The organism is Lysinibacillus sp. FW301-JW8 (assembly GCF_058788755.1).
In genome coordinates this window covers 75,092-94,213 of record NZ_JBYTBB010000001.1, presented here as the reverse complement: position 1 = coordinate 94,213, position 19,122 = coordinate 75,092, and the positions used below count along the sequence as shown (strand labels likewise).

Sequence of the window (19,122 nt, the reverse complement as noted above, 5' to 3'; positions counted from 1 at the left end):
TTGATTAGTTTGAACAAGCTTTCTTTGAAGAAAAGGGGGTGGTGTATGTGTGGATAAAAAAATCCTCGAGTAAACAGTCTGGGGGACCGTCTCGAGGATATACATTGGGGTATACCAATATATATTTAGTATATTCCCTTTTACTGCTGAATATAAACATAAATTTCATAAGGGGGAATATCGATGCATAAAGAGAACATTATGAGAAGTGAAACGATGCTGTATATGCCTGTGTATGATGCCTTTGGAAACTTGTGTACACGTGTAATAGAAAGGGATAATCAATTTATATCGAAATTACCGCCAACAAAATTGATGGACTTTAATTTACGTTATTTTGGCTCTAGTTTAAGGGGAGCTTTTGATGGCTCCAAAATGATACTTGGCAAGCTCAATAAGAATCCTATAATTGTTCATGAGCAAAGTAATAATGTTTGGTTTCCAAGTAGATCATATCGACGACCAGAATGTATGTGGTTTGCTGTACATCATATAGAGGATTATCAAGCTATAGATAAAAAGAACACAAAAGTATTTTTTATGGATGGTAATGAATTCGATGTAGATATTAGTGTGAATGTATTTGAATATCGAATTCAAAGAGCCTTTTTATTAAAATATAAACTGGAGAATCGTACTAAGCACCTACATGTTCAATATGATCGAGTAAAAGTCTTTCAACGTATGCCAACATTCAATACCTTGTATGAGAATGAAGTTCAATTTGAATAAACTGTTAGGCATCATGCTGATATTTTAAAAAAGTATGTTTTCTGACGTAAAAACGTTATAATAATAAAATACGGGGCTAAAGCTATTGGTATTTCTAAATACATTTTTCAAGGATAGCCTCATTAATTATGTCCGGAGGATTTAACAATGATTGAATTAGCAGATGTACGTAATGCATTAGACACTTCAGCCAAAAAACTGGCGGATTTCAGGGGGTCTCTTTGACTTAGAAAATAAAGAGGCGCGTATTCAGGAATTAGATGAAATGATGCTAGAGCCAGGCTTCTGGGATGACCAACAAGCTGCGCAAGTTGTCATTAATGAAGGAAATGGCCTAAAAGCAATTGTCAATGAATATAAAGATTTAATAGAAACGCATGAGAATTTAGATATGACACTAGAGCTTTTACGTGAAGAGCCGGACGAAGAATTGCAAGAGGAACTAGGGAAAGAACTAGTAGAATTTCAGCAAAAAATAAGTGATTTTGAGCTACAACTGTTATTAAGTGGCCCATATGACCAAAATAATGCAATTTTGGAGCTTCATCCAGGAGCAGGTGGTACAGAGTCTCAAGACTGGGGATCTATGCTTCTTCGTATGTATACACGCTGGGCAGAAAAACGTGGTTTTAAAGTTGAAACAGTGGATTATTTACCAGGTGATGAGGCAGGCATTAAATCAGTAACATTGTCCATTAAAGGTCACAATGCTTACGGATATTTACAGGCTGAAAAAGGAGTTCATCGTCTAGTGCGTATCTCTCCATTTGATTCTTCAGGTCGTCGCCATACATCTTTTGTATCTTGCGATGTCATGCCTGAATTCGATGACAATATCGAAATTGATATTCGTACAGAGGATTTAAAGATTGATACGTATCGTGCAACAGGTGCAGGTGGTCAGCATATTAATACAACAGACTCAGCTGTCCGCATTACTCACATCCCGACCGGTACCATTGTACAATGTCAGGCTGAACGCTCACAAATTAAAAACCGTGAAAAAGCGATGACAATGTTGAAAGGTAAATTATATCAATTAGAGCTGGATAAACAACAGTCACAGTTAAATGAAATTCGTGGTGAGCAGAAAGAAATCGGCTGGGGCTCACAAATTCGCTCATATGTATTCCATCCATATTCAATGGTGAAGGATCATCGTACAAATGAAGAAACAGGTAATGTAGGAGCAGTGATGGATGGCGATTTAGATCCATTCATTAATGCATACTTACGTTCAAAAATTGGCTAATAAGATCCCTTCAAGGGCACAGAAACTTTGTGCACCTGAAGGGAATTTTTTTATTCACCTTTTTTAGAAAGGTGGATGATAGGGGGCATCATGACTAATGCTCTTTCGTTCATTCATGTAATACTTATAGAGCATTGATGCATTGACAAATTGTTTACTGATAGATGCATATTGAATAGGTAATTCTATTTGCTTATCGTTTTTTAGCGTGATAATACAGCCTAATTTACTCGGTATAATATTCGAAATGGCGTGAAGTCCAATCCAAATATTATGAATGGAGTTCGGAGAATAAGTTGGTAAAAAGATACATGGGAAACCATAATCAAAAGCTACTACGATTGGTAGTTTATGCTGATTGCCAAAAAAGCGTTTAGCGGAATATTTCGCAGCTTCATAGGTTGTTCCAAGTGAGATACAAGTTTTTCGTAGTACGTGCATAGGTTTACGAGTAACGATTAGCTCATTATGTTTGTCAATAACCCGTGTGAAGATTTTTGACCCATGTTGGACAGGTTCAAGTAAATAGGTGTTGAAAGACATTAAATATCCATTGACATAGTTTGTTTGCATAAATGGAGTTCCTCCTTTTTTCTATTGATAGCTGTAGTGTAGAGGATAAAATAAATTATTGACAATATAGATTAATCGTGAAACCTATTGATAAATGAAGAAAACGTGTAGAGAGTTTACTTTAAATGAACAGAGATTAGTGGCTAATCCAAGTTATTTTCAGTTCTTAAGCATTGCTTTTTAATTTCAATTTTCATATAATTTAGAAAAGGATCGAGGTGAGATCGTTGGATAAATATTATTCGTATACAGATTTTCTAAAAGCCGTTGGTCAGTCAAAGAAAGTTGATGAGGCAGAGAAATTATTGAACGAGATTTATTTAGATTTATTTTTAAATCAAATCCAGCGTATGCATCGTGAAGAGCAGCTCATGGTTCTGGTAGATAGAGCACTCGATGAAAAAGATGAAAAGGCATTTCATCTATACGCACATGAACTAACAGTATTACGCCAAGCAGCAAGTGAATAATATGACGAGCCCGCTCTCCCGAAAATTGGAGGGCGGGATTTTTTTGTGTACAAATTAGTAAAAGAATTAACTGGTAAAGTTGCTCGGAAAAAGGGGGGGATTTGATCGATTAGTGACGGGAATCGCTCAATAAGAGTGGAATCTCCTTAATTGATGGGAGTCACTCAAAAAGAGTAGAGTGAGAAGAGTTGCTCAAAAGCGTAAATACTACTCAACAACGGGGAGGAACCACTAAGAAACATGTTCTCTGCTCAATATTTAAGAAAAACTAGGCATTAAAAGGAATCCGTTCAGCTGAAGAGCTTGAAAACTGGATGAAGCGGCTATTATAGGAGTAGAAAGGTGCTCCACAATATACTTGAATGATCAATAATTATACCGTCATATTAGCGAAAGAGAAAACAATTTACAAACATTCGTTCGTTAAATGTTCGAAATTTTAGTGCTGCTATGCTAAAATAAATGTACAAATTGGAAGGAAAGGACGGGGGCGTGTGTGCAAGCATTTGATTTACAAGCGCCATATCAGCCTAATGGGGATCAACCACAGGCAATTGCAGAATTAGTGGAGGGTGTACGTGCAGGTAAACGTCATCAAACATTACTTGGTGCAACAGGAACAGGAAAAACGTTTACCATCTCTAACGTTATCCAACAGATCAAAAAACCAACACTGATTATGGCACACAATAAAACACTAGCTGGTCAATTGTATAGTGAATTTAAAGAGTTTTTCCCGAATAATGCTGTGGAATACTTTGTCAGCTACTATGATTACTTTCAGCCAGAGGCCTATGTACCACAGACAGATACTTATATTGAAAAAGATTCAAGCATAAATGATGAAATCGATAAATTACGTCACTCTGCCACATCTGCATTATTTGAGCGTGATGATGTTATTATTATTGCTTCTGTATCCTGTATTTATGGTTTAGGTTCTCCAGAGGAATATCGTGAAATGGTTGTATCAATTCGTACAGGAATGGAAATTGAACGTAATCAGCTGCTACGAAAACTGGTAGATGTTCAGTATGAGCGCAATGATGTCAGCTTTACTCGCGGAACGTTCCGAGTACGTGGGGATGTGGTGGAAATATTCCCAGCATCCCGAGATGAACATTGTATTCGCATAGAGTTTTTCGGAGATGAAATAGACCGCATTCGAGAAGTAGATGCGTTAACAGGTGAGATTTTATCAGATCGAGATCATGTCGCTATTTTCCCAGCATCCCACTTCGTTACACGAGAAGAAAAAATGCGAAAAGCCATTGAAAATATTGAAAAAGAGTTGGAGGAACGACTTGCTCTTTTACGTGCTGAGGATAAATTATTAGAGGCTCAGCGTTTAGAGCAACGCACTCGCTATGATTTAGAAATGATGCGTGAGATGGGCTTTTGCTCAGGGATTGAAAACTATTCGCGTCATTTAACATTACGTGAAGCGGGAGCGACTCCTTATACTTTGCTTGATTATTTCCCTGATGACTTTTTACTGGTAGTTGATGAAAGTCACGTTTCACTGCCGCAAGTTCGAGGAATGTTCAATGGTGACCAGGCACGTAAAGGTGTACTAGTCGACCATGGTTTCCGTTTACCGTCAGCTCTTGATAACCGCCCTTTACGTTTTGAAGAATATGAGAAACATATACATCAGGCTATTTATGTATCGGCAACACCTGGTCCATATGAGCTTGAGCATACGCCGGAAATGGTGCAGCAAATTATTCGTCCAACTGGGCTGCTTGATCCACAAATTGACGTACGTCCTATTGAAGGGCAAATTGATGATTTAATCGATGAGATTCAGGGGCGTATTGCTCGTGATGAACGAGTGCTCGTTACAACGTTGACGAAAAAAATGTCAGAGGATTTATCAGCTTATTTGAAAGAAATGGGCTTAAAGGTGGAATATCTGCATTCTGAGATTAAAACACTCGAACGTATTGAAATTATTCGTGAGCTTCGTAAAGGGACTTATGATGTGTTAATTGGCATTAACCTTTTGAGAGAGGGGCTAGATATTCCTGAGGTGTCACTTGTGGCAATTCTAGATGCTGACAAGGAAGGGTTTTTACGCTCGGAACGCTCATTAATTCAAACTATTGGACGTGCTGCACGTAATGCCAATGGTCATGTCATTATGTATGCAGACAATAGAACGGATTCCATGAAAAAGGCCATTGAGGAAACGAAACGTCGTCGTTTATTACAAATGGCGTATAACGAAGAACATGGTATTACACCAAAAACGATTGTTAAGAAAATCCCTGATGTGATACGTGCGTCACAGGTTGCTGAGGAAGAGGAATCCTATGTAACAAAGGCAACAAAAGGCAAAAAGCTGACAAAGGTGGAGAAGGAGCAATTATTAGCTTCACTAGAAGTAGAAATGAAGGAAGCGGCAAAAGCACTGGATTTCGAGCGTGCTGCTGAGCTTCGCGATACAATATTTGAATTGAAGGCAGAAGGGTGAATGACTTGTGAAAAATACTGAAATCGTCGTGCAAGGCGCACGAGCACATAATTTAAAAAATATTAATGTGACAATTCCACGAGATCAATTAGTTGTATTAACAGGTTTATCAGGCTCAGGGAAATCGTCATTAGCATTTGATACGATTTATGCTGAGGGGCAACGTCGTTATGTAGAGTCTCTTTCTGCCTATGCTCGTCAATTTCTCGGTCAAATGGACAAACCTGATGTTGATGCGATAGAGGGCTTATCCCCTGCTATTTCGATTGATCAAAAAACAACGAGCCGTAACCCGCGTTCAACAGTGGGTACGGTAACAGAAATCTATGATTATTTACGTTTACTGTATGCACGTATTGGCAAGCCTATTTGTCCAAATCATGGCATTGAAATTACTTCCCAAACGATTGAGCAAATGGTCGATCGCTTATTAACGTATCCAGAACGAACAAAGATGCAGCTTCTCGCGCCAATGGTATCTGGACGTAAAGGGACACATGTAAAGCTATTGGAAGATTTAAAAAAGCAAGGCTTTGTGCGTGTCCGTATTGATGGCGAATTACGAGATTTAGATGATGCCATTGAACTTGATAAAAACAAGAAGCACTCCATTGAAGTCGTAGTCGATCGTGTTGTGATGAAGGAAGGTATTGCAGCTCGTCTTAGTGATTCCTTAGAAACAGCGTTACGCTTAGCAGATGGACGTGTTCTTGTCGATGTCATGGAGCATGAGGAGCTATTATTTAGTGAGCATCATGCCTGCCCATTATGTGGATTTTCTATTGGGGAGCTAGAGCCACGCATGTTTTCATTTAATAGTCCTTTTGGTGCCTGTCCAAGCTGTGATGGACTAGGTTCAACACAAGAAGTCGATTTAGATTTAGTAGTACCAGATTGGGATCGTACATTATTAGGAAATGCTATAGCTCCGTGGGAACCAACAAGCTCCCAATATTATCCACAGCTACTAAAGGCAGTATGTGATCACTATGAAATACCGATGGATGTTCCTGTAAAGGATATTCCAAAAGAAAAAATGGATAAACTTTTATACGGTTCTGGTAAAGATAAAATTCATTTTCATTATGAAAATGAGTTTGGTAATGTCAGAGATCAAATGATTGAATTCGAGGGCGTTGTACGCAATGTGGAACGTCGCTTTAAAGAGACAACGTCTGATTATGTCCGTGAGCAGATGGAGAAATATATGGCTCAGCAGGCTTGTCCTTCTTGTAAAGGCTATCGCTTAAAACCAGAAACATTAGCTGTGAAAATTGCTGATCAGCATATTGGAGAAGTGACGCAGTATTCCATTCAGGAGGCAGATGCATTTTTCAAAGAGCTGGATTTATCAGAAAAGGATATGAAAATTGCTCGACTTGTCTTACGTGAAATTGGAGAACGTCTCGGCTTTCTTGTAAACGTCGGTTTAGATTATTTAACATTAAGCCGAGCAGCAGGTACACTTTCAGGAGGAGAAGCTCAACGTATTCGCCTTGCAACGCAAATTGGCTCGCGCTTAACAGGTGTTCTCTATATTTTAGATGAACCATCCATCGGCTTGCATCAACGAGACAATGATCGTCTTATTAGTACATTGCAAAACATGCGTGATATTGGTAACACGCTTATTGTAGTCGAACATGATGAGGACACAATGCTAGCAGCAGACTACCTTATTGATGTTGGGCCTGGTGCGGGAGTTCATGGAGGTCAAATTGTGGCGGCAGGAACGCCACAGGAAGTCATGGGTAATGAGAAATCTTTGACAGGGCAATACTTAAGTGGCAAAAAGTTCATTCCTTTGCCAATTGAGCGACGTCAGCCAAATGGTCGGAAACTATCCATTAAAGGTGCCAAGGAAAATAATCTACGTAATGTGAAAATTGATATACCTCTTGGTCTATTTGTAGCAGTGACAGGGGTTTCAGGCTCAGGAAAATCTACGCTAATAAACGAAATTTTATATAAATCATTGGCCCAAAAGCTAAATCGATCAAAGGTTAAGCCTGGAGAGCATAAAGAAGTGACAGGGATGGAGGAGCTTGAAAAAGTTATTGATATTGACCAATCTCCAATCGGTCGTACACCTCGTTCTAACCCTGCAACTTATACAGGAGTTTTTGATGATATTCGTGATGTTTTTGCTACAACAAATGAGGCAAAGGTACGTGGTTATAAAAAAGGACGTTTTAGCTTTAATGTTAAAGGTGGCCGCTGTGAGGCATGTCGCGGTGACGGGATTATTAAAATAGAAATGCATTTCCTACCAGATGTTTACGTACCTTGTGAGATCTGTCACGGTAAACGCTACAATCGTGAAACATTGGAAGTGAAGTATAAAGATAAAAGTATTGCAGATATTTTAGATATGACCATTGAAAATGCAGTAGTATTCTTTGAAAATATTCCAAAGATCCAACGTAAGCTACAAACAATTGTGGATGTTGGATTAGGCTATATGAAATTAGGACAGCCTGCTACTACCTTGTCTGGCGGTGAGGCACAGCGTGTGAAATTAGCCTCTGAATTGCATCGTCGTTCTACAGGAAAATCGTTCTACATTTTAGACGAGCCGACAACGGGCTTACATGCGCATGATATTGCACGTTTACTTGTTGTTTTACAGCGCCTTGTAGAAAATGGCGATTCAGTGCTAGTCATCGAACATAATTTAGATGTCATCAAAACAGCAGACTACATTATCGATCTAGGGCCTGAAGGTGGAGACAAAGGCGGTACGATTGTGGCGACAGGTACACCAGAAGAAGTCGCTGAAGTCAGTGGCTCGTATACAGGTAAATATTTAAAGCCAATATTAACAAGAGATCGTCTACGTATGGAAGCTGTTTTAGCCAAAGCTTCTCAATAAAGTCCCAAAAAGTTCGCAAATTTCCTAAGGAGATTTGCGAACTTTTTTAAGATAAAGGGCATACTGCGAAGGCGGATGTCGATAAAAATTAAAAGTTGGGTGATAAAACGTGAAAGTTAGTCGATAAACTTCAAAAGTTGGGTGATAAAAAGTAAAAGTTTATCGATAAACTTTAAAAGTTGGATGACATTCTATTCAAACGTATGTCATGTGAATAAGTTGATTGGAGTGGAGGCTGGGCGCCTCCAGGAAAGCGCCCAGCCGGAACGGAAATCAACCACACGTTATGGTGATGAGCCTAAAATAAGATATATCCCCAATTTTTTCATTTCTATGGTGAAACTTTTCACAAAATGAATCGTATAAATAATATAACGAACTGAGGGAGGCTATTTTATTTATGCAAAATGAACGTCAAAGAATTTTAGAACTTGTGGAAAAAGGAACAATTTCAGCGCAAGAGGCGATTACATTATTAGAAGCATTGGAGCAACCTAGCAAGTCTACTCAAAATGTTATGAATGATGTGTCAAAAGAGGGGGAGCAATCCTCAACAGAAAAAGAGTCACTTTTCAATGAACAGACTAAAGAACAACAGAAAAAAGATACTGATTTTATGAAATATTTCCAAGATGAGATGCAGGATTTCCGTAAAGATTTGACGCAGATAGGCTCACTCTTTATGGATATGATGAATACAGCTGTAAAAAAAGTAAAGGAATTTGATGTTTCTTCCCCGTTTGGCGATAAAATAGAATTTACGCATACGGAAGAAGTGACAGCTGAGCATGTGGACAGTGTAATTGCTGAATTACCAAATGGCAATTTTTCTTTGGAATCTACTGAAGGGGACAGCTTCCAAGTCATTTGTAAGGTGAAGGCACCACTTATTAATGATAGTGAAGAAGAAACGCGTAACCATTTCTTAGAGCAATTCGTAGTAAAAGAAGATGAAGGTTCGTTAAGAATTTTAAGTCAATTAAAGCTTGTTCAAGTGAATGTTAAAGTCCTTGTACCGAAGGAGCAGCTGGAAAAATTATCAGTTCGTTTAATGAACGGTAGTGTATCTTTACAAGATATAGGCTTCGAACATTTAAAAGTGAAAACATTAAACGGTGCCATTAAGGGCTCTAAGTTTAATTTTGAGAAAGCTAAGGTAGATTCTTCGAATGGATCGATTGAATTAACAAATGTTCGTGGTAAAGATTTAGAGGCTGAAACATTAAATGGTCGTGTCTATTTAGATGGGGCATTGGATGAGATTGAAGCAAAATCGGTCAATGGACATGTAGTTGTAACAACTTGCTCTACAAACTCATCGAAAATCAAAGCACAAACAGTTGCAGGTTCGGTTGAATTGTATATACCACGTACCATTTCATTAAGCGGCAAAATTGTCACAAATTTTGGGAAAGTAGATGTAGGCATTCAAGATGCATCAAAGATTGAATCACAGGATCAATTCTTATCAAAAGTCGTACGATTTGATAAAGAAGTAGAGAATGCGAATCGTCTCTTTATCGAAGGAGAATCTAAAACAGGTTCGGTTTTAGTTCGTTATACAACAACTGACGAGCAGCAGATTTAAGCTCAAAAAAGCATTCAAGTCATCATAAACGTAGGCTTGAATGCTTTTTTTTGTTCTATTTTCTGATAATTGAAGGTCGATTTACTGTTTTCTTTGATGTCGAGTTTTATAATAATTACGAGATAACAATGGTAATGAAAGAACGAAATAGTAGGAACTGGCACGGAATGAAATGAAACTGTAATAAAAAAACAGGAATAGAGTGCTATAATAGTATGAGAATACATCTTACATAGGTAAGAGATTTAGGTGGTTTAAATATGATAGAAATGAAGAATGTGACAAAGAAGTACCCAAACGGCGTTGTTGCGACAAATGGGATTTCCGTTAACATAAAGCAAGGAGAATTTGTATATGTTGTTGGGCCAAGTGGTGCTGGTAAATCAACATTTATTAAATTAATGTATCGTGAAGAAAAGGCAACTTCCGGTGAAATCACAGTGAATGGTATAGATTTAGCGAGTTTGAAAAATAAGAAGGTACCTTTTTTACGTCGTCAACTTGGTGTTGTTTTCCAAGATTTCAAGCTTCTACCTCGATTAAATGTTTATGAAAACGTTGCGTTTGCTTTGGAGGTAATTGAAGAAGAGCCAGTAGAAATTCGCCGTCGAGTGATGGAAGTATTGGAACTTGTCGGGCTAAAACATAAGGCAAGAATGTTTCCAAATGAACTATCAGGGGGCGAGCAGCAACGTGTTTCAATTGCACGCTCAATTGTCAATGTTCCGAAGGTTGTGATTGCAGATGAGCCTACTGGGAATCTTGATCCTGAAACATCATGGGAGATTATGAATTTATTTGAGGAAATTAATGCGCGAGGTACGACAATTGTAATGGCAACCCATAACCGTGAAATCGTGAATACGATTAGACGTCGAGTGATAGCGATTGAAGGCGGCATGATTGTCCGTGATGAGCACGGAGGTGATTACGGTTATGAAATTTAATACGGTAAAACGTCATTTTAGAGAAAGTATTAAGTCGCTTGGCCGTAATAGCTGGATGACCATTGCCTCAGTGAGTGCAGTAACAGTTACATTAATTTTAGTAGGCGTTTTTGCGCTTATTATGATGAATTTAAATAAAGTCGCATCTGATTTAGAGAATGATGTTGAAATTAAAGTATTGATTGATGAAACGGCAGATGAGGCTGCTGAAAAGGCGCTAATAGAAAAAATTAAAAAATTGCCAGATATTGCTGAAATGACCTATTCCACAAAGGAAGAAGAGTTAACCAAATTAGTAAAGGATTTTGGGGACGATTTTAAACTATTTGAGCAAAGCAATCCTTTACGAAATGTTGTTTATGTGAAAGCTTCAAATCCTCAGCAAACAGCTACTGTTGCAAAGAAGATTGATAAATTTGAGTATACATATGATGTTATGTATGGAGAGGGCAAGGTAGAAAAGCTTTTCAACTTCTTAAATATTAGCCGTAATGTTGGACTAGTGCTGATCTTAGGATTATTATTTACAGCTATTTTCTTAATTTCTAATACGATTCGTATTACGATTATAGCACGTCGTGATGAAATAGAAATTATGAAGCTAGTAGGTGCAACGAATTCATTCGTTCGTATCCCATTTTTACTGGAAGGAATGTGGCTCGGAATTTTAGGCTCTATTATTCCGATTGCGGTTGTCGCAACCCTTTATCACAATGTATATAAAATTATAGCGCCTCGATTAAAGGGAGAACTAGTGCAAGTACTTGATTTTTCACCTCTAGTGTACCAAGTAAGCGGTCTACTATTACTAATAGGTGTACTAATCGGTATTTGGGGAAGTTTCATGTCAGTGCGTAAGTTTTTAAAAATTTAACTAGATGTTTGTAAAGCTGCTTTTATAGCTCAAACGACATCAATCTACATTACAAAAAAATAGTCGAAGGGGAGTTCAGTCGGTGAAAAGTAAGGCAAAAAACTCAATGAAAACACTTGCGGTAGTATCTGCACTATTTCTTTTTATCCAAACTCCATCAGCGTATGCAACTAGTTTATCGGATTTAAAAGATGAAAAAAAACAAGTCGAAACAAAGAAAAATGAATTAAATTCATCCATTAAAAATAAGACAAATGCAATCACTGCAAATGAAGACAAGCAACAAAAACTATTAGATCAAATTCAAACGTTGAACGCTGAAATCGACAAAACCAATAGTAATATCAAAAATGTTCTTGCAGAAGTGCACACTGCCAATGAAGAAATAAAAGCGTTAGAGGATTCGATAGCAGAACTTTTGCGCAAAATTGAAGAGCGTGATTTATTGTTGCAGGACCGTGCTCGTGCAATCCAAGCAGGTGGCTCTGTTAGCTATTTAGACGTACTGCTAGGTTCTAATAGCTTCGTAGATTTTATCGATCGATTCTCTGCTGTAAATGCTTTAATGGATGCGGATCGTCAAATTATCCGTGATCAGAAAGAGGATAAGCAAACTTTAGAGGAACAAAAGAAGGTGCTAGAAAATAAACGCCAAAAGCTTGAAGAAAAACAAGCTGAACTTGAACGTTTAAAAGCATCCTTAGATGGACAAAAGACAGAGAAAAATAAATTAGTAGATCAATTAGAAAAAGAGCAGGAAAAACTCAAATCTGAAAAAGTATTACTAGAAAAAGAGTATTCAGAAGCACTTGAAATTAGTGAAGAGTTACAACAAAAAATTATTGATGAACAAAATCGTTTAGCGGAAATTGCTCGTCAGCAGGAAGCAAAACGCAAGGCAGCCGCTGCTGCTGCAGCAGCGAATGCAGGTAATCATGGGGGTGGTTCATCTACTGTCAATGCACCACAATCTGATGGTACATGGATTACACCTACAAATGGTCGTTTAACATCACCATATGGCTGGCGTAATATTGGTGCAGGTCCAGAATTCCACTATGGTGTGGATCTTGCCAATAAGACGGGAACACCAATATGGGCAGCAGCTGATGGTGTTGTCTCCTATGCGGCACCACTTAGCACATATGGCAATGTAGTCATTATTACACACTCTATCGACGGTCAAATTTATACGACAGTATATGCACACTTAAATTCCTTCAATGTAAGTGTGGGTACAGAGGTCTCTCAAGGTCAGCAAATTGCGACGATGGGTAGCACTGGTCGCGTAACAGGGCCACATTTACATTTTGAGGTGCATATTGGTGCTTGGCGTGGACAAGCAGTTGGTAGTGTCAATCCATTGAAATACATTCCACTATAAAAAATAGTGAAGCTATACATTAGCATAGTCTAGTGTATAGCTTTTTTGATGTTCAAATAAAGCGGATGAATGCTTGCTAGATATTATACAAATCGGTTATTTAATGTTACAATTTACATATACCTACAGGGGTATGTGAGCATAATGAAAATGCATTTTCTAAATGCTTTCTGAAGATTTTCTGAAAACAGTGTGAAATAACGGTTCACATTAATAATATATGCTATGCTAAAAATATCTTTTTTTGTGGAGGATTTTGGGTGATTAATACGGAATGGTTCTCTATTCGGACATTAACATTGCCAGCAACCGCTGTTGCTCTTCTAATGGCTTTTATCATTGTATGGCTAGTTTTACGAATGCAATTCCCAAAGAAATGGTCTGGGGTATATGGAGATGCCATTTTGACCTTTATACTTGTTTGGAAGTTTAGTGTCATTGTCACTGATACTAAAACTGTGATGGCTCAACCGTTTGCATTGCTTTATTTCAATGGAGGTACAATAGGTGTCTTTTTAGCTGTTATAGTAGTATCATTTCAGCTTCTTTGGAAGAAACAAAAAATACAGTTTGATGTAACAGGAGCAAGTGCCTATAGCTGGGCAATTATCTTAACACAATCGATTTATCAATGGCTAGTCGTATTACTAAATGATAATCCGACTAATAGCGAAATTATTACTTTAACTGTGCTAAGTGCACTAACAATCCTCATATTATGGAAAATATCTGCTATCAATTATGCATTGCTTATCTATACAAGTGGATTAATTATTGTAGCTATTTTTCAGCCGCTTGGGTTATGGCAACCGGCTGTAGGGATTAGCGTTATATTTCTTATAATGGGTTTACGGTTGCAGCGTTTTGTAAAAAAATCTGAAACGAAAGACTGCTGTTAAAAAACAAAGATCATTGGAGGTTAATAATGAAGAAGAAAAATATTGGGCTACTAATTGTCGTATTGTTAGTAGTTGCGATGGTTGGTACATATGTTAGACAGCAAATTGATAAGGAGCGAGAAATTGAAACAGCTTCACTAGGAAAGGAGATGGAGGAGCGAAATATTGGCTTGAAAAATGGAGACACACCACCAGATTTTACACTCACAAGTCTAGATGGAGAAGATCTAACATTGAGTAGTCTTCGTGGGAAAAAGGTTGTATTAAATTTTTGGGCAACTTGGTGTCCACCATGTAGGGCTGAAATGCCACATATGCAAAGCTATTATGAACAATATGCCAAAGACGATAATGTAGAAATTGTAGCTGTCAATTTAACCTCGGCTGAACGTGATGTGACGGCTGACGCTAAAATTGATACGGTAATGACCTTTAGAGATAGCTTTGAATTAACCTTTCCCATTGTTCTTGACCCAGAGAATTCAGTTGGCTCAGATTATCAAATAATACCAATACCTACAACATATTTTATTGATTCTAAAGGCTATATTCAACGAGCTATAAGAGGCCCAATGGATGCTGATATGTTAAAAACTTATGTGGATGCATTAGACTAAATTCACGAATAAATCTGCTCGTTTCTATTTAGAAGCGTAGCAGTTTTTTTATCTTGATTTAGCAGATCTTTACTGTACCGAAAGCGAAGCGTCAGGAACAGAACACTTGCATCTCTATAAGTGGCGAGATGAATGAAGTTATTTTCCTATACAGCGGGCTCAAAAAAATCCGATGAATGACACTGGGACGTAATTGGTGGAAACCATTGGAAAAACGCTATCTATCATTTAATAAATTATTTTGAATCGTAATCTTGTATGTTTGAAAATTAAAAGTCATACAGTAAAGAGACGGAGGAGGGAAGAATTGCGCAAAATAATGGCTGGTGTCGGAGTACTGGCTAGTAGCTTATTGCTAGGTAGTGGATTTTATTTTGACTGGTTTAATTTAGGGACAGGGGATAAAAAAGAGCCAGTCGTCACAGAGGTTGAATCAATCAATGAAGCCATGAACTTGATTGAGGAAAAATCTGTATACAATACAAAAAAGGAATCGTTGGTGGAGGGAGCACTGCGTGGTATGGCAGATGCAATAAAGGACCCATATAGCACCTATTATTCGAAGGAAGAGGCAAAGCAGCATCGACAAATGTTAGCTGAAGAAAGAGTGGGTATTGGTATTGAGTTAACTGAGAATAACGGAAAGTTTATTGTTGTATCTCCTGTTCGTTCATCCCCAGCGGAGAAGGCTGGCATGCGCTCACTCGACGAAATTGTACAAGTTGATGGAGTTAGAGTAGATGGGAAAAAGATGAGTGAGTTAATGCAATTAATCCAAGGGGAAAAGGGCACGAAAGTTACCATTGTTGTTTATCGTCCTAGTGAAGATAAACATATAAAAATGACAATGGAACGAGCTGCAATATCGAATAAAACGGTATCTAGTGAAGTAATCAAGGTAGAAAACACTTCAATTGGCTATGTGGAAATCTCTATCTTTGGAGAAAAAACAGCAAATGAATGGGTTGCTGAAACGAGTAAATTACTGAGAAATGACATTGAGGGACTTGTTATTGATGTACGGGATAATCCAGGTGGTTATTTACATAGCGTCGCAGCGCTACTGAGCACAGTATTAGAAAATGGCAAAGTGTTTGCATATATGCAAAATGCTGAAGGTGCTATGGAACCATTAAAAACAGAAGCAAAAAGCTTTGACGAGAAATATTTACAAACGATGTACAAAATTCCGATTGTAATTTTACAAAATGCAGGTAGTGCATCGGCTAGTGAGGTTCTTAGTGGTGCTTTAAAAGGATGGGGGCGTGCATCCATCGTTGGAGTGAAGAGCTTTGGTAAAGGAACTGTACAAGAATCCTGGGCTCTATCAAATGGTGGAGAACTAAAACTGTCTACAAATAAATGGCTGACACCTAAGCGCGAATGGATTCATGGGCAAGGAATAGAAGCGAATTTAGTGATCGAGCAAAATGAATTATTTGCCTTCCAAATGCATCCATTGTCTGGCAAGTTTAAGGTTGGGGATATGAGTGAGGAGATTTCGTATACGCAAAATGCTTTGAAAAAGCTAGGGTATAAAATTGATCGCTTGGACGGTTATCTGGATGAAAAGACAGAGGAGGCAGTTATGCAGTACCGTGATGAGAAAAAATTAAAGCAGGCAGAAGAAAATATTTATCTAGATTCTACATTCTTTAATAGCCTAAATGACACATTGAAGCAGTATAAAATGGATCGTCAAAATGATCTACAGTTCCAAATGGCGACAAGCTTTTTATTGCACAATATAGAACAGTAGATAATAGAAATTTGATTTGTAAAAATGACATCCGCTGAATATAGTTAAGTAATGACAATATCTTTAGTTTGTACTACGCAAGTGTGTAGTCGTTTGATACAATAAATTCATAGTATTTAAGACAGAAACGGCGGGTGTTCGTATGGTTAGTAATATATTAATAGAAATTGTAACAGCGATTGGCCGCTTTTTACTCAACCCATTACTTTATATTGCTATTATTTTTGCAATTTTTTTAGGGTATCGTCGCGTAAAGCAGGAACGTAAATTTTTTAATAGACGCATTATTTGGGGATGGACAGAACTAGTTGGGCAATGGAAGCATGGTTGGCTTTATGCCCTTATTATTTCACTATTAAGTGTTGGTGCAGGTTTAACAGTACCTAAAGAGTTTTTATTATTACTGATAGCTATTTCAACTTTGGCACTAATCCTGTTTTTCATAAACGCACTTTCTCCTATTTATACGATGGGGCTAGCTGTTTTCGCGATATGGGGAATGTTTCATTACCAATGGACTTTTTCATGGTGGAAGATTTCAGTGGAAGGTGTAAATTTATTAGACGGTTCTATCGTAACCATTACTATTTTAGCAGGTCTATGTGTAATTGCTGAGGGTGTGTTAATTCGTCGAACAGCTATAAAGGTAACAACGCCTTGTGTGGAAAAAACGAAGCGTGGTATGCAGGCTATTGTATATCGTTCAAGAAATGTTTGGATATTACCAATTTTCTTTGTAATGCCTGGAGATATTATTCCATTAGCATTGCCTTATTGGCCACAATTCACATTAGGTGACAATCATTTTGCACTTGTCCTATTTCCTATAGTCATAGGATTTTCTAAGCTTGCAAGAAAAGAATTACCAGTTTTGAAGCTACCTAAAATAGGGAAATCAGTGCTTATACTAGGACAACTTATTTTAATTGGTGGACTTGCAGCGTACTTTGAGCCATTAATCGGTTTTATAACCTTAGCAGTAGGTGTAGTGATTCGTGTCATTATTTCCTGTTATTATGCGATTCAAGATAAAACTGATATTTATGCAGTTGCGCAAAGTACGAAAGGGGCTATTATTGCTGCAGTACTACCGGATTCGCCTGCTGAAAAAATGGGTCTGCTTGTAGGAGAGTGTATTCGTAAAGTAAATGGACGCCCCATTTTTACTGAGGCTGAATTATATGAAGCATTGCAATTAAACGCAGCACACTGTCGTTTAGAGGTATTAGACCTTAATAACGAGATACGCCTAACACAGCATGTAATCTATAGCAATGACCATTACCGAATTGGTTTATTGCTAGCTGAGCAGAGGGATATTTAATGGATGTTTTCGGGAAAATGATGTTAGCGTTATTTGTACCTGCATTACTTGTATTATTGTTTACTAGAATTACGTTTAATCGCTATGTTGCTTTGATTTTGGCGATTGCACTTATTGCGGCATCTGTCTATGCAGGGTATACTTCTCCACCTCTTATCTTTGTGATTGATGCATTTTCGTTAACAGTGGGTTTTTGGTTAGCCAGTAAAATGAAGCATAAAAAAGAATCCATTTAAACCTTAATTCCATAAAAGGTCAGTCCAAAGTATGTATCGCTTTGGACTGACCTTTTTACATGAAATATCGTACGGCTGCCATAATAATGACGCCTGCTACAACTGTAATAGATAAGCTTTTTGTAAGAAGTGCAATGATTAAAGTAGGTACAAATGTAAGAAATACTGGCCAATCGAGGGTAACAAATTTCCCACTGTCAGTATCCAATAAATTTTCAATAACAAGAGCACTCAAAATGCAAACTGGAATAAAACTTAGCCATTTTAGGACAACTTCTGGGAGCTTTACATTGCGAACAAAAATAAATGGAATAACACGTGGTAACCAAGTTACAAGTGCGCAGCCAATGATTAGCCATACCATATAAGCAGTTGTTGTCATTTATCTGTCACCACCCCAATTGTCGCTACTATAACTGTTGCAAGAAGAACAGCCACATGTGAAGGGACAAGATAAGAAAGACCGTACATGATGACAATCATATAGCCAATTAACATGAGATAATGCATAATTTTATTTTTCCTAACACTGCTAAGCTGAAGGACAAGCAAGGCAACAAACATAGCTATTAAGGCAAAATCTAAACCCCATTTCTCCGGATTTGCCACCCATTGGCCTAAAAATGCGCCAGCAACACAGGAGAGAATCCAGAACAAATAGGCAGTGATGTTTAACCCATCCATCCATTTTCCATGCAATTTTCCTGTTTGCATTTGCTTTGTTACAGCTACACCAAAAGTTTCATCTGTTAGCAATGTACCAAAACCAACATTTCTAAGCATGGAATAGCGCGTAAAATGTGGAGCTATTGTTAAACTCATTAATAAATGACGTAAATTTACGACAAAAATGGTTACAATGATAGCAGAAGCAGGGCTATTTGTTAAAAGGAGTGCACAAAAGATAAATTGTGCAGAGCCTGCATAAATCAAAATAGTTAAAAGTGCAATTTCGAGTACTGATAAGCCAGAAGCGGAACCTACAACACCGAAAGCAAGTCCTATACTAATATAACCGAGTAGTGTGGGGATACAATCTTTTACGCCTTGTATAAAGCTGTCATTTGATGAGTTAGTTGCTTCATTTCGAAGCTCTGTTGTACTTGTCATAAATAGGTC

Annotated in this window: 17 protein-coding genes; 14 read left to right on the top strand and 3 right to left on the bottom strand. The window is 37.7% G+C overall.

What is annotated here, in order from left to right; all coding sequences use genetic code 11:
* Window positions 1-183: 183 nt before the first annotated feature.
* The gene (locus AC3WOM_RS00440; protein WP_427538694.1) at window positions 184-732 is read left to right on the top strand and encodes a competence protein ComK; all 549 of its coding nucleotides are present in this window, start codon (window positions 184-186) and stop codon (window positions 730-732) included.
* A gap of 147 nt (window positions 733-879) precedes the next feature.
* Window positions 880-1,984 (top strand): peptide chain release factor 2 gene (prfB, locus tag AC3WOM_RS00435; protein WP_427538691.1). Its coding sequence is split into 2 segments (ribosomal slippage): window positions 880-954 and window positions 956-1,984, totalling 1,104 coding nucleotides; the frame shifts between segments, so codons are not numbered across the junction.
* A 63-nt stretch (window positions 1,985-2,047) separates the two neighbouring features.
* On the opposite strand, the gene AC3WOM_RS00430 is transcribed toward prfB, so the two are convergent.
* Window positions 2,048-2,557, bottom strand: coding sequence for a competence protein ComK (locus AC3WOM_RS00430; RefSeq protein WP_427538688.1), 510 nt, complete (start codon window positions 2,555-2,557; stop codon window positions 2,048-2,050).
* A gap of 227 nt (window positions 2,558-2,784) precedes the next feature.
* Here AC3WOM_RS00430 and AC3WOM_RS00425 point away from each other — a divergent pair, with 227 nt between their 5' ends.
* The 12 genes from AC3WOM_RS00425 to AC3WOM_RS00370 all read left to right on the top strand — a co-directional run bounded on the left by AC3WOM_RS00425 (window position 2,785) and on the right by AC3WOM_RS00370 (window position 18,003).
* Window positions 2,785-3,027, top strand: coding sequence for an IDEAL domain-containing protein (locus AC3WOM_RS00425; protein ID WP_427538685.1), 243 nt, complete (start codon window positions 2,785-2,787; stop codon window positions 3,025-3,027).
* A gap of 496 nt (window positions 3,028-3,523) precedes the next feature.
* Window positions 3,524-5,503, top strand: coding sequence for an excinuclease ABC subunit UvrB (gene uvrB, locus AC3WOM_RS00420; RefSeq protein ID WP_427538682.1), 1,980 nt, complete (start codon window positions 3,524-3,526; stop codon window positions 5,501-5,503).
* A gap of 7 nt (window positions 5,504-5,510) precedes the next feature.
* Window positions 5,511-8,375 (top strand): excinuclease ABC subunit UvrA, encoded by a 2,865-nt coding sequence (gene uvrA / locus AC3WOM_RS00415; RefSeq protein ID WP_492444242.1) that lies wholly within the window; start codon window positions 5,511-5,513, stop codon window positions 8,373-8,375.
* 400 nt (window positions 8,376-8,775) lie between these two features.
* A complete protein-coding gene (locus tag AC3WOM_RS00410; protein ID WP_427538676.1) occupies window positions 8,776-9,963 on the top strand; it encodes a DUF4097 family beta strand repeat-containing protein in 1,188 nt (395 codons plus the stop codon).
* Between the two features lie 260 nt (window positions 9,964-10,223).
* On the top strand, window positions 10,224-10,910 hold the full coding sequence (ftsE, locus tag AC3WOM_RS00405) for a cell division ATP-binding protein FtsE (protein ID WP_427538673.1): 687 nt from the start codon (window positions 10,224-10,226) through the stop codon (window positions 10,908-10,910).
* The gene (gene ftsX, locus AC3WOM_RS00400; protein ID WP_427538670.1) at window positions 10,900-11,784 is read left to right on the top strand and encodes a permease-like cell division protein FtsX; all 885 of its coding nucleotides are present in this window, start codon (window positions 10,900-10,902) and stop codon (window positions 11,782-11,784) included. The genes ftsE and ftsX overlap by 11 nt, the downstream gene beginning before the upstream one ends.
* 82 nt (window positions 11,785-11,866) lie before the next feature.
* Entirely contained in the window at window positions 11,867-13,168 is a 1,302-nt protein-coding gene (locus tag AC3WOM_RS00395; protein ID WP_492444240.1) for a murein hydrolase activator EnvC family protein, read from the top strand.
* A gap of 260 nt (window positions 13,169-13,428) precedes the next feature.
* A complete protein-coding gene (locus AC3WOM_RS00390) occupies window positions 13,429-14,067 on the top strand; it encodes a hypothetical protein (protein WP_492444238.1) in 639 nt (212 codons plus the stop codon).
* A 26-nt stretch (window positions 14,068-14,093) separates the two neighbouring features.
* Window positions 14,094-14,684 (top strand): redoxin domain-containing protein, encoded by a 591-nt coding sequence (locus AC3WOM_RS00385; RefSeq protein ID WP_492444237.1) that lies wholly within the window; start codon window positions 14,094-14,096, stop codon window positions 14,682-14,684.
* Between the two features lie 307 nt (window positions 14,685-14,991).
* Window positions 14,992-16,443 (top strand): S41 family peptidase, encoded by a 1,452-nt coding sequence (locus tag AC3WOM_RS00380; protein WP_492444236.1) that lies wholly within the window; start codon window positions 14,992-14,994, stop codon window positions 16,441-16,443.
* 142 nt (window positions 16,444-16,585) lie between these two features.
* Entirely contained in the window at window positions 16,586-17,767 is a 1,182-nt protein-coding gene (locus AC3WOM_RS00375) for a PDZ domain-containing protein (protein WP_492444234.1), read from the top strand.
* Window positions 17,767-18,003, top strand: a complete 237-nt coding sequence (locus tag AC3WOM_RS00370; protein WP_427538653.1) for a DUF2198 family protein — start codon at window positions 17,767-17,769, stop codon at window positions 18,001-18,003. Before AC3WOM_RS00375 ends, AC3WOM_RS00370 begins: the two co-directional genes overlap by 1 nt.
* A gap of 55 nt (window positions 18,004-18,058) precedes the next feature.
* On the opposite strand, the gene AC3WOM_RS00365 is transcribed toward AC3WOM_RS00370, so the two are convergent.
* Both AC3WOM_RS00365 and AC3WOM_RS00360 read right to left on the bottom strand, forming a co-directional pair.
* Complete coding sequence (locus AC3WOM_RS00365) at window positions 18,059-18,385, bottom strand: AzlD domain-containing protein (RefSeq protein ID WP_427538650.1); 327 nt, start codon at window positions 18,383-18,385, stop codon at window positions 18,059-18,061.
* Window positions 18,382-19,113, bottom strand: a complete 732-nt coding sequence (locus AC3WOM_RS00360; protein ID WP_427538647.1) for an AzlC family ABC transporter permease — start codon at window positions 19,111-19,113, stop codon at window positions 18,382-18,384. Before AC3WOM_RS00360 ends, AC3WOM_RS00365 begins: the two co-directional genes overlap by 4 nt.
* Window positions 19,114-19,122: the final 9 nt, after the last annotated feature.

Coding starts and splice junctions, on each gene's coding strand:
- ftsE (WP_427538673.1), top strand. CDS start 10,224: ATGATAGAAATGAAGAATGTGACAAAGAAGTACCCAAACGGCGTTGTT.
- AC3WOM_RS00365 (WP_427538650.1), bottom strand. CDS start 18,385: ATGACAACAACTGCTTATATGGTATGGCTAATCATTGGCTGCGCACTT.
- AC3WOM_RS00370 (WP_427538653.1), top strand. CDS start 17,767: ATGGATGTTTTCGGGAAAATGATGTTAGCGTTATTTGTACCTGCATTA.
- AC3WOM_RS00410 (WP_427538676.1), top strand. CDS start 8,776: ATGCAAAATGAACGTCAAAGAATTTTAGAACTTGTGGAAAAAGGAACA.
- ftsX (WP_427538670.1), top strand. CDS start 10,900: ATGAAATTTAATACGGTAAAACGTCATTTTAGAGAAAGTATTAAGTCG.
- AC3WOM_RS00375 (WP_492444234.1), top strand. CDS start 16,586: ATGGTTAGTAATATATTAATAGAAATTGTAACAGCGATTGGCCGCTTT.
- AC3WOM_RS00440 (WP_427538694.1), top strand. CDS start 184: ATGCATAAAGAGAACATTATGAGAAGTGAAACGATGCTGTATATGCCT.
- AC3WOM_RS00430 (WP_427538688.1), bottom strand. CDS start 2,557: ATGCAAACAAACTATGTCAATGGATATTTAATGTCTTTCAACACCTAT.
- AC3WOM_RS00385 (WP_492444237.1), top strand. CDS start 14,094: ATGAAGAAGAAAAATATTGGGCTACTAATTGTCGTATTGTTAGTAGTT.
- AC3WOM_RS00360 (WP_427538647.1), bottom strand. CDS start 19,113: ATGACAAGTACAACAGAGCTTCGAAATGAAGCAACTAACTCATCAAAT.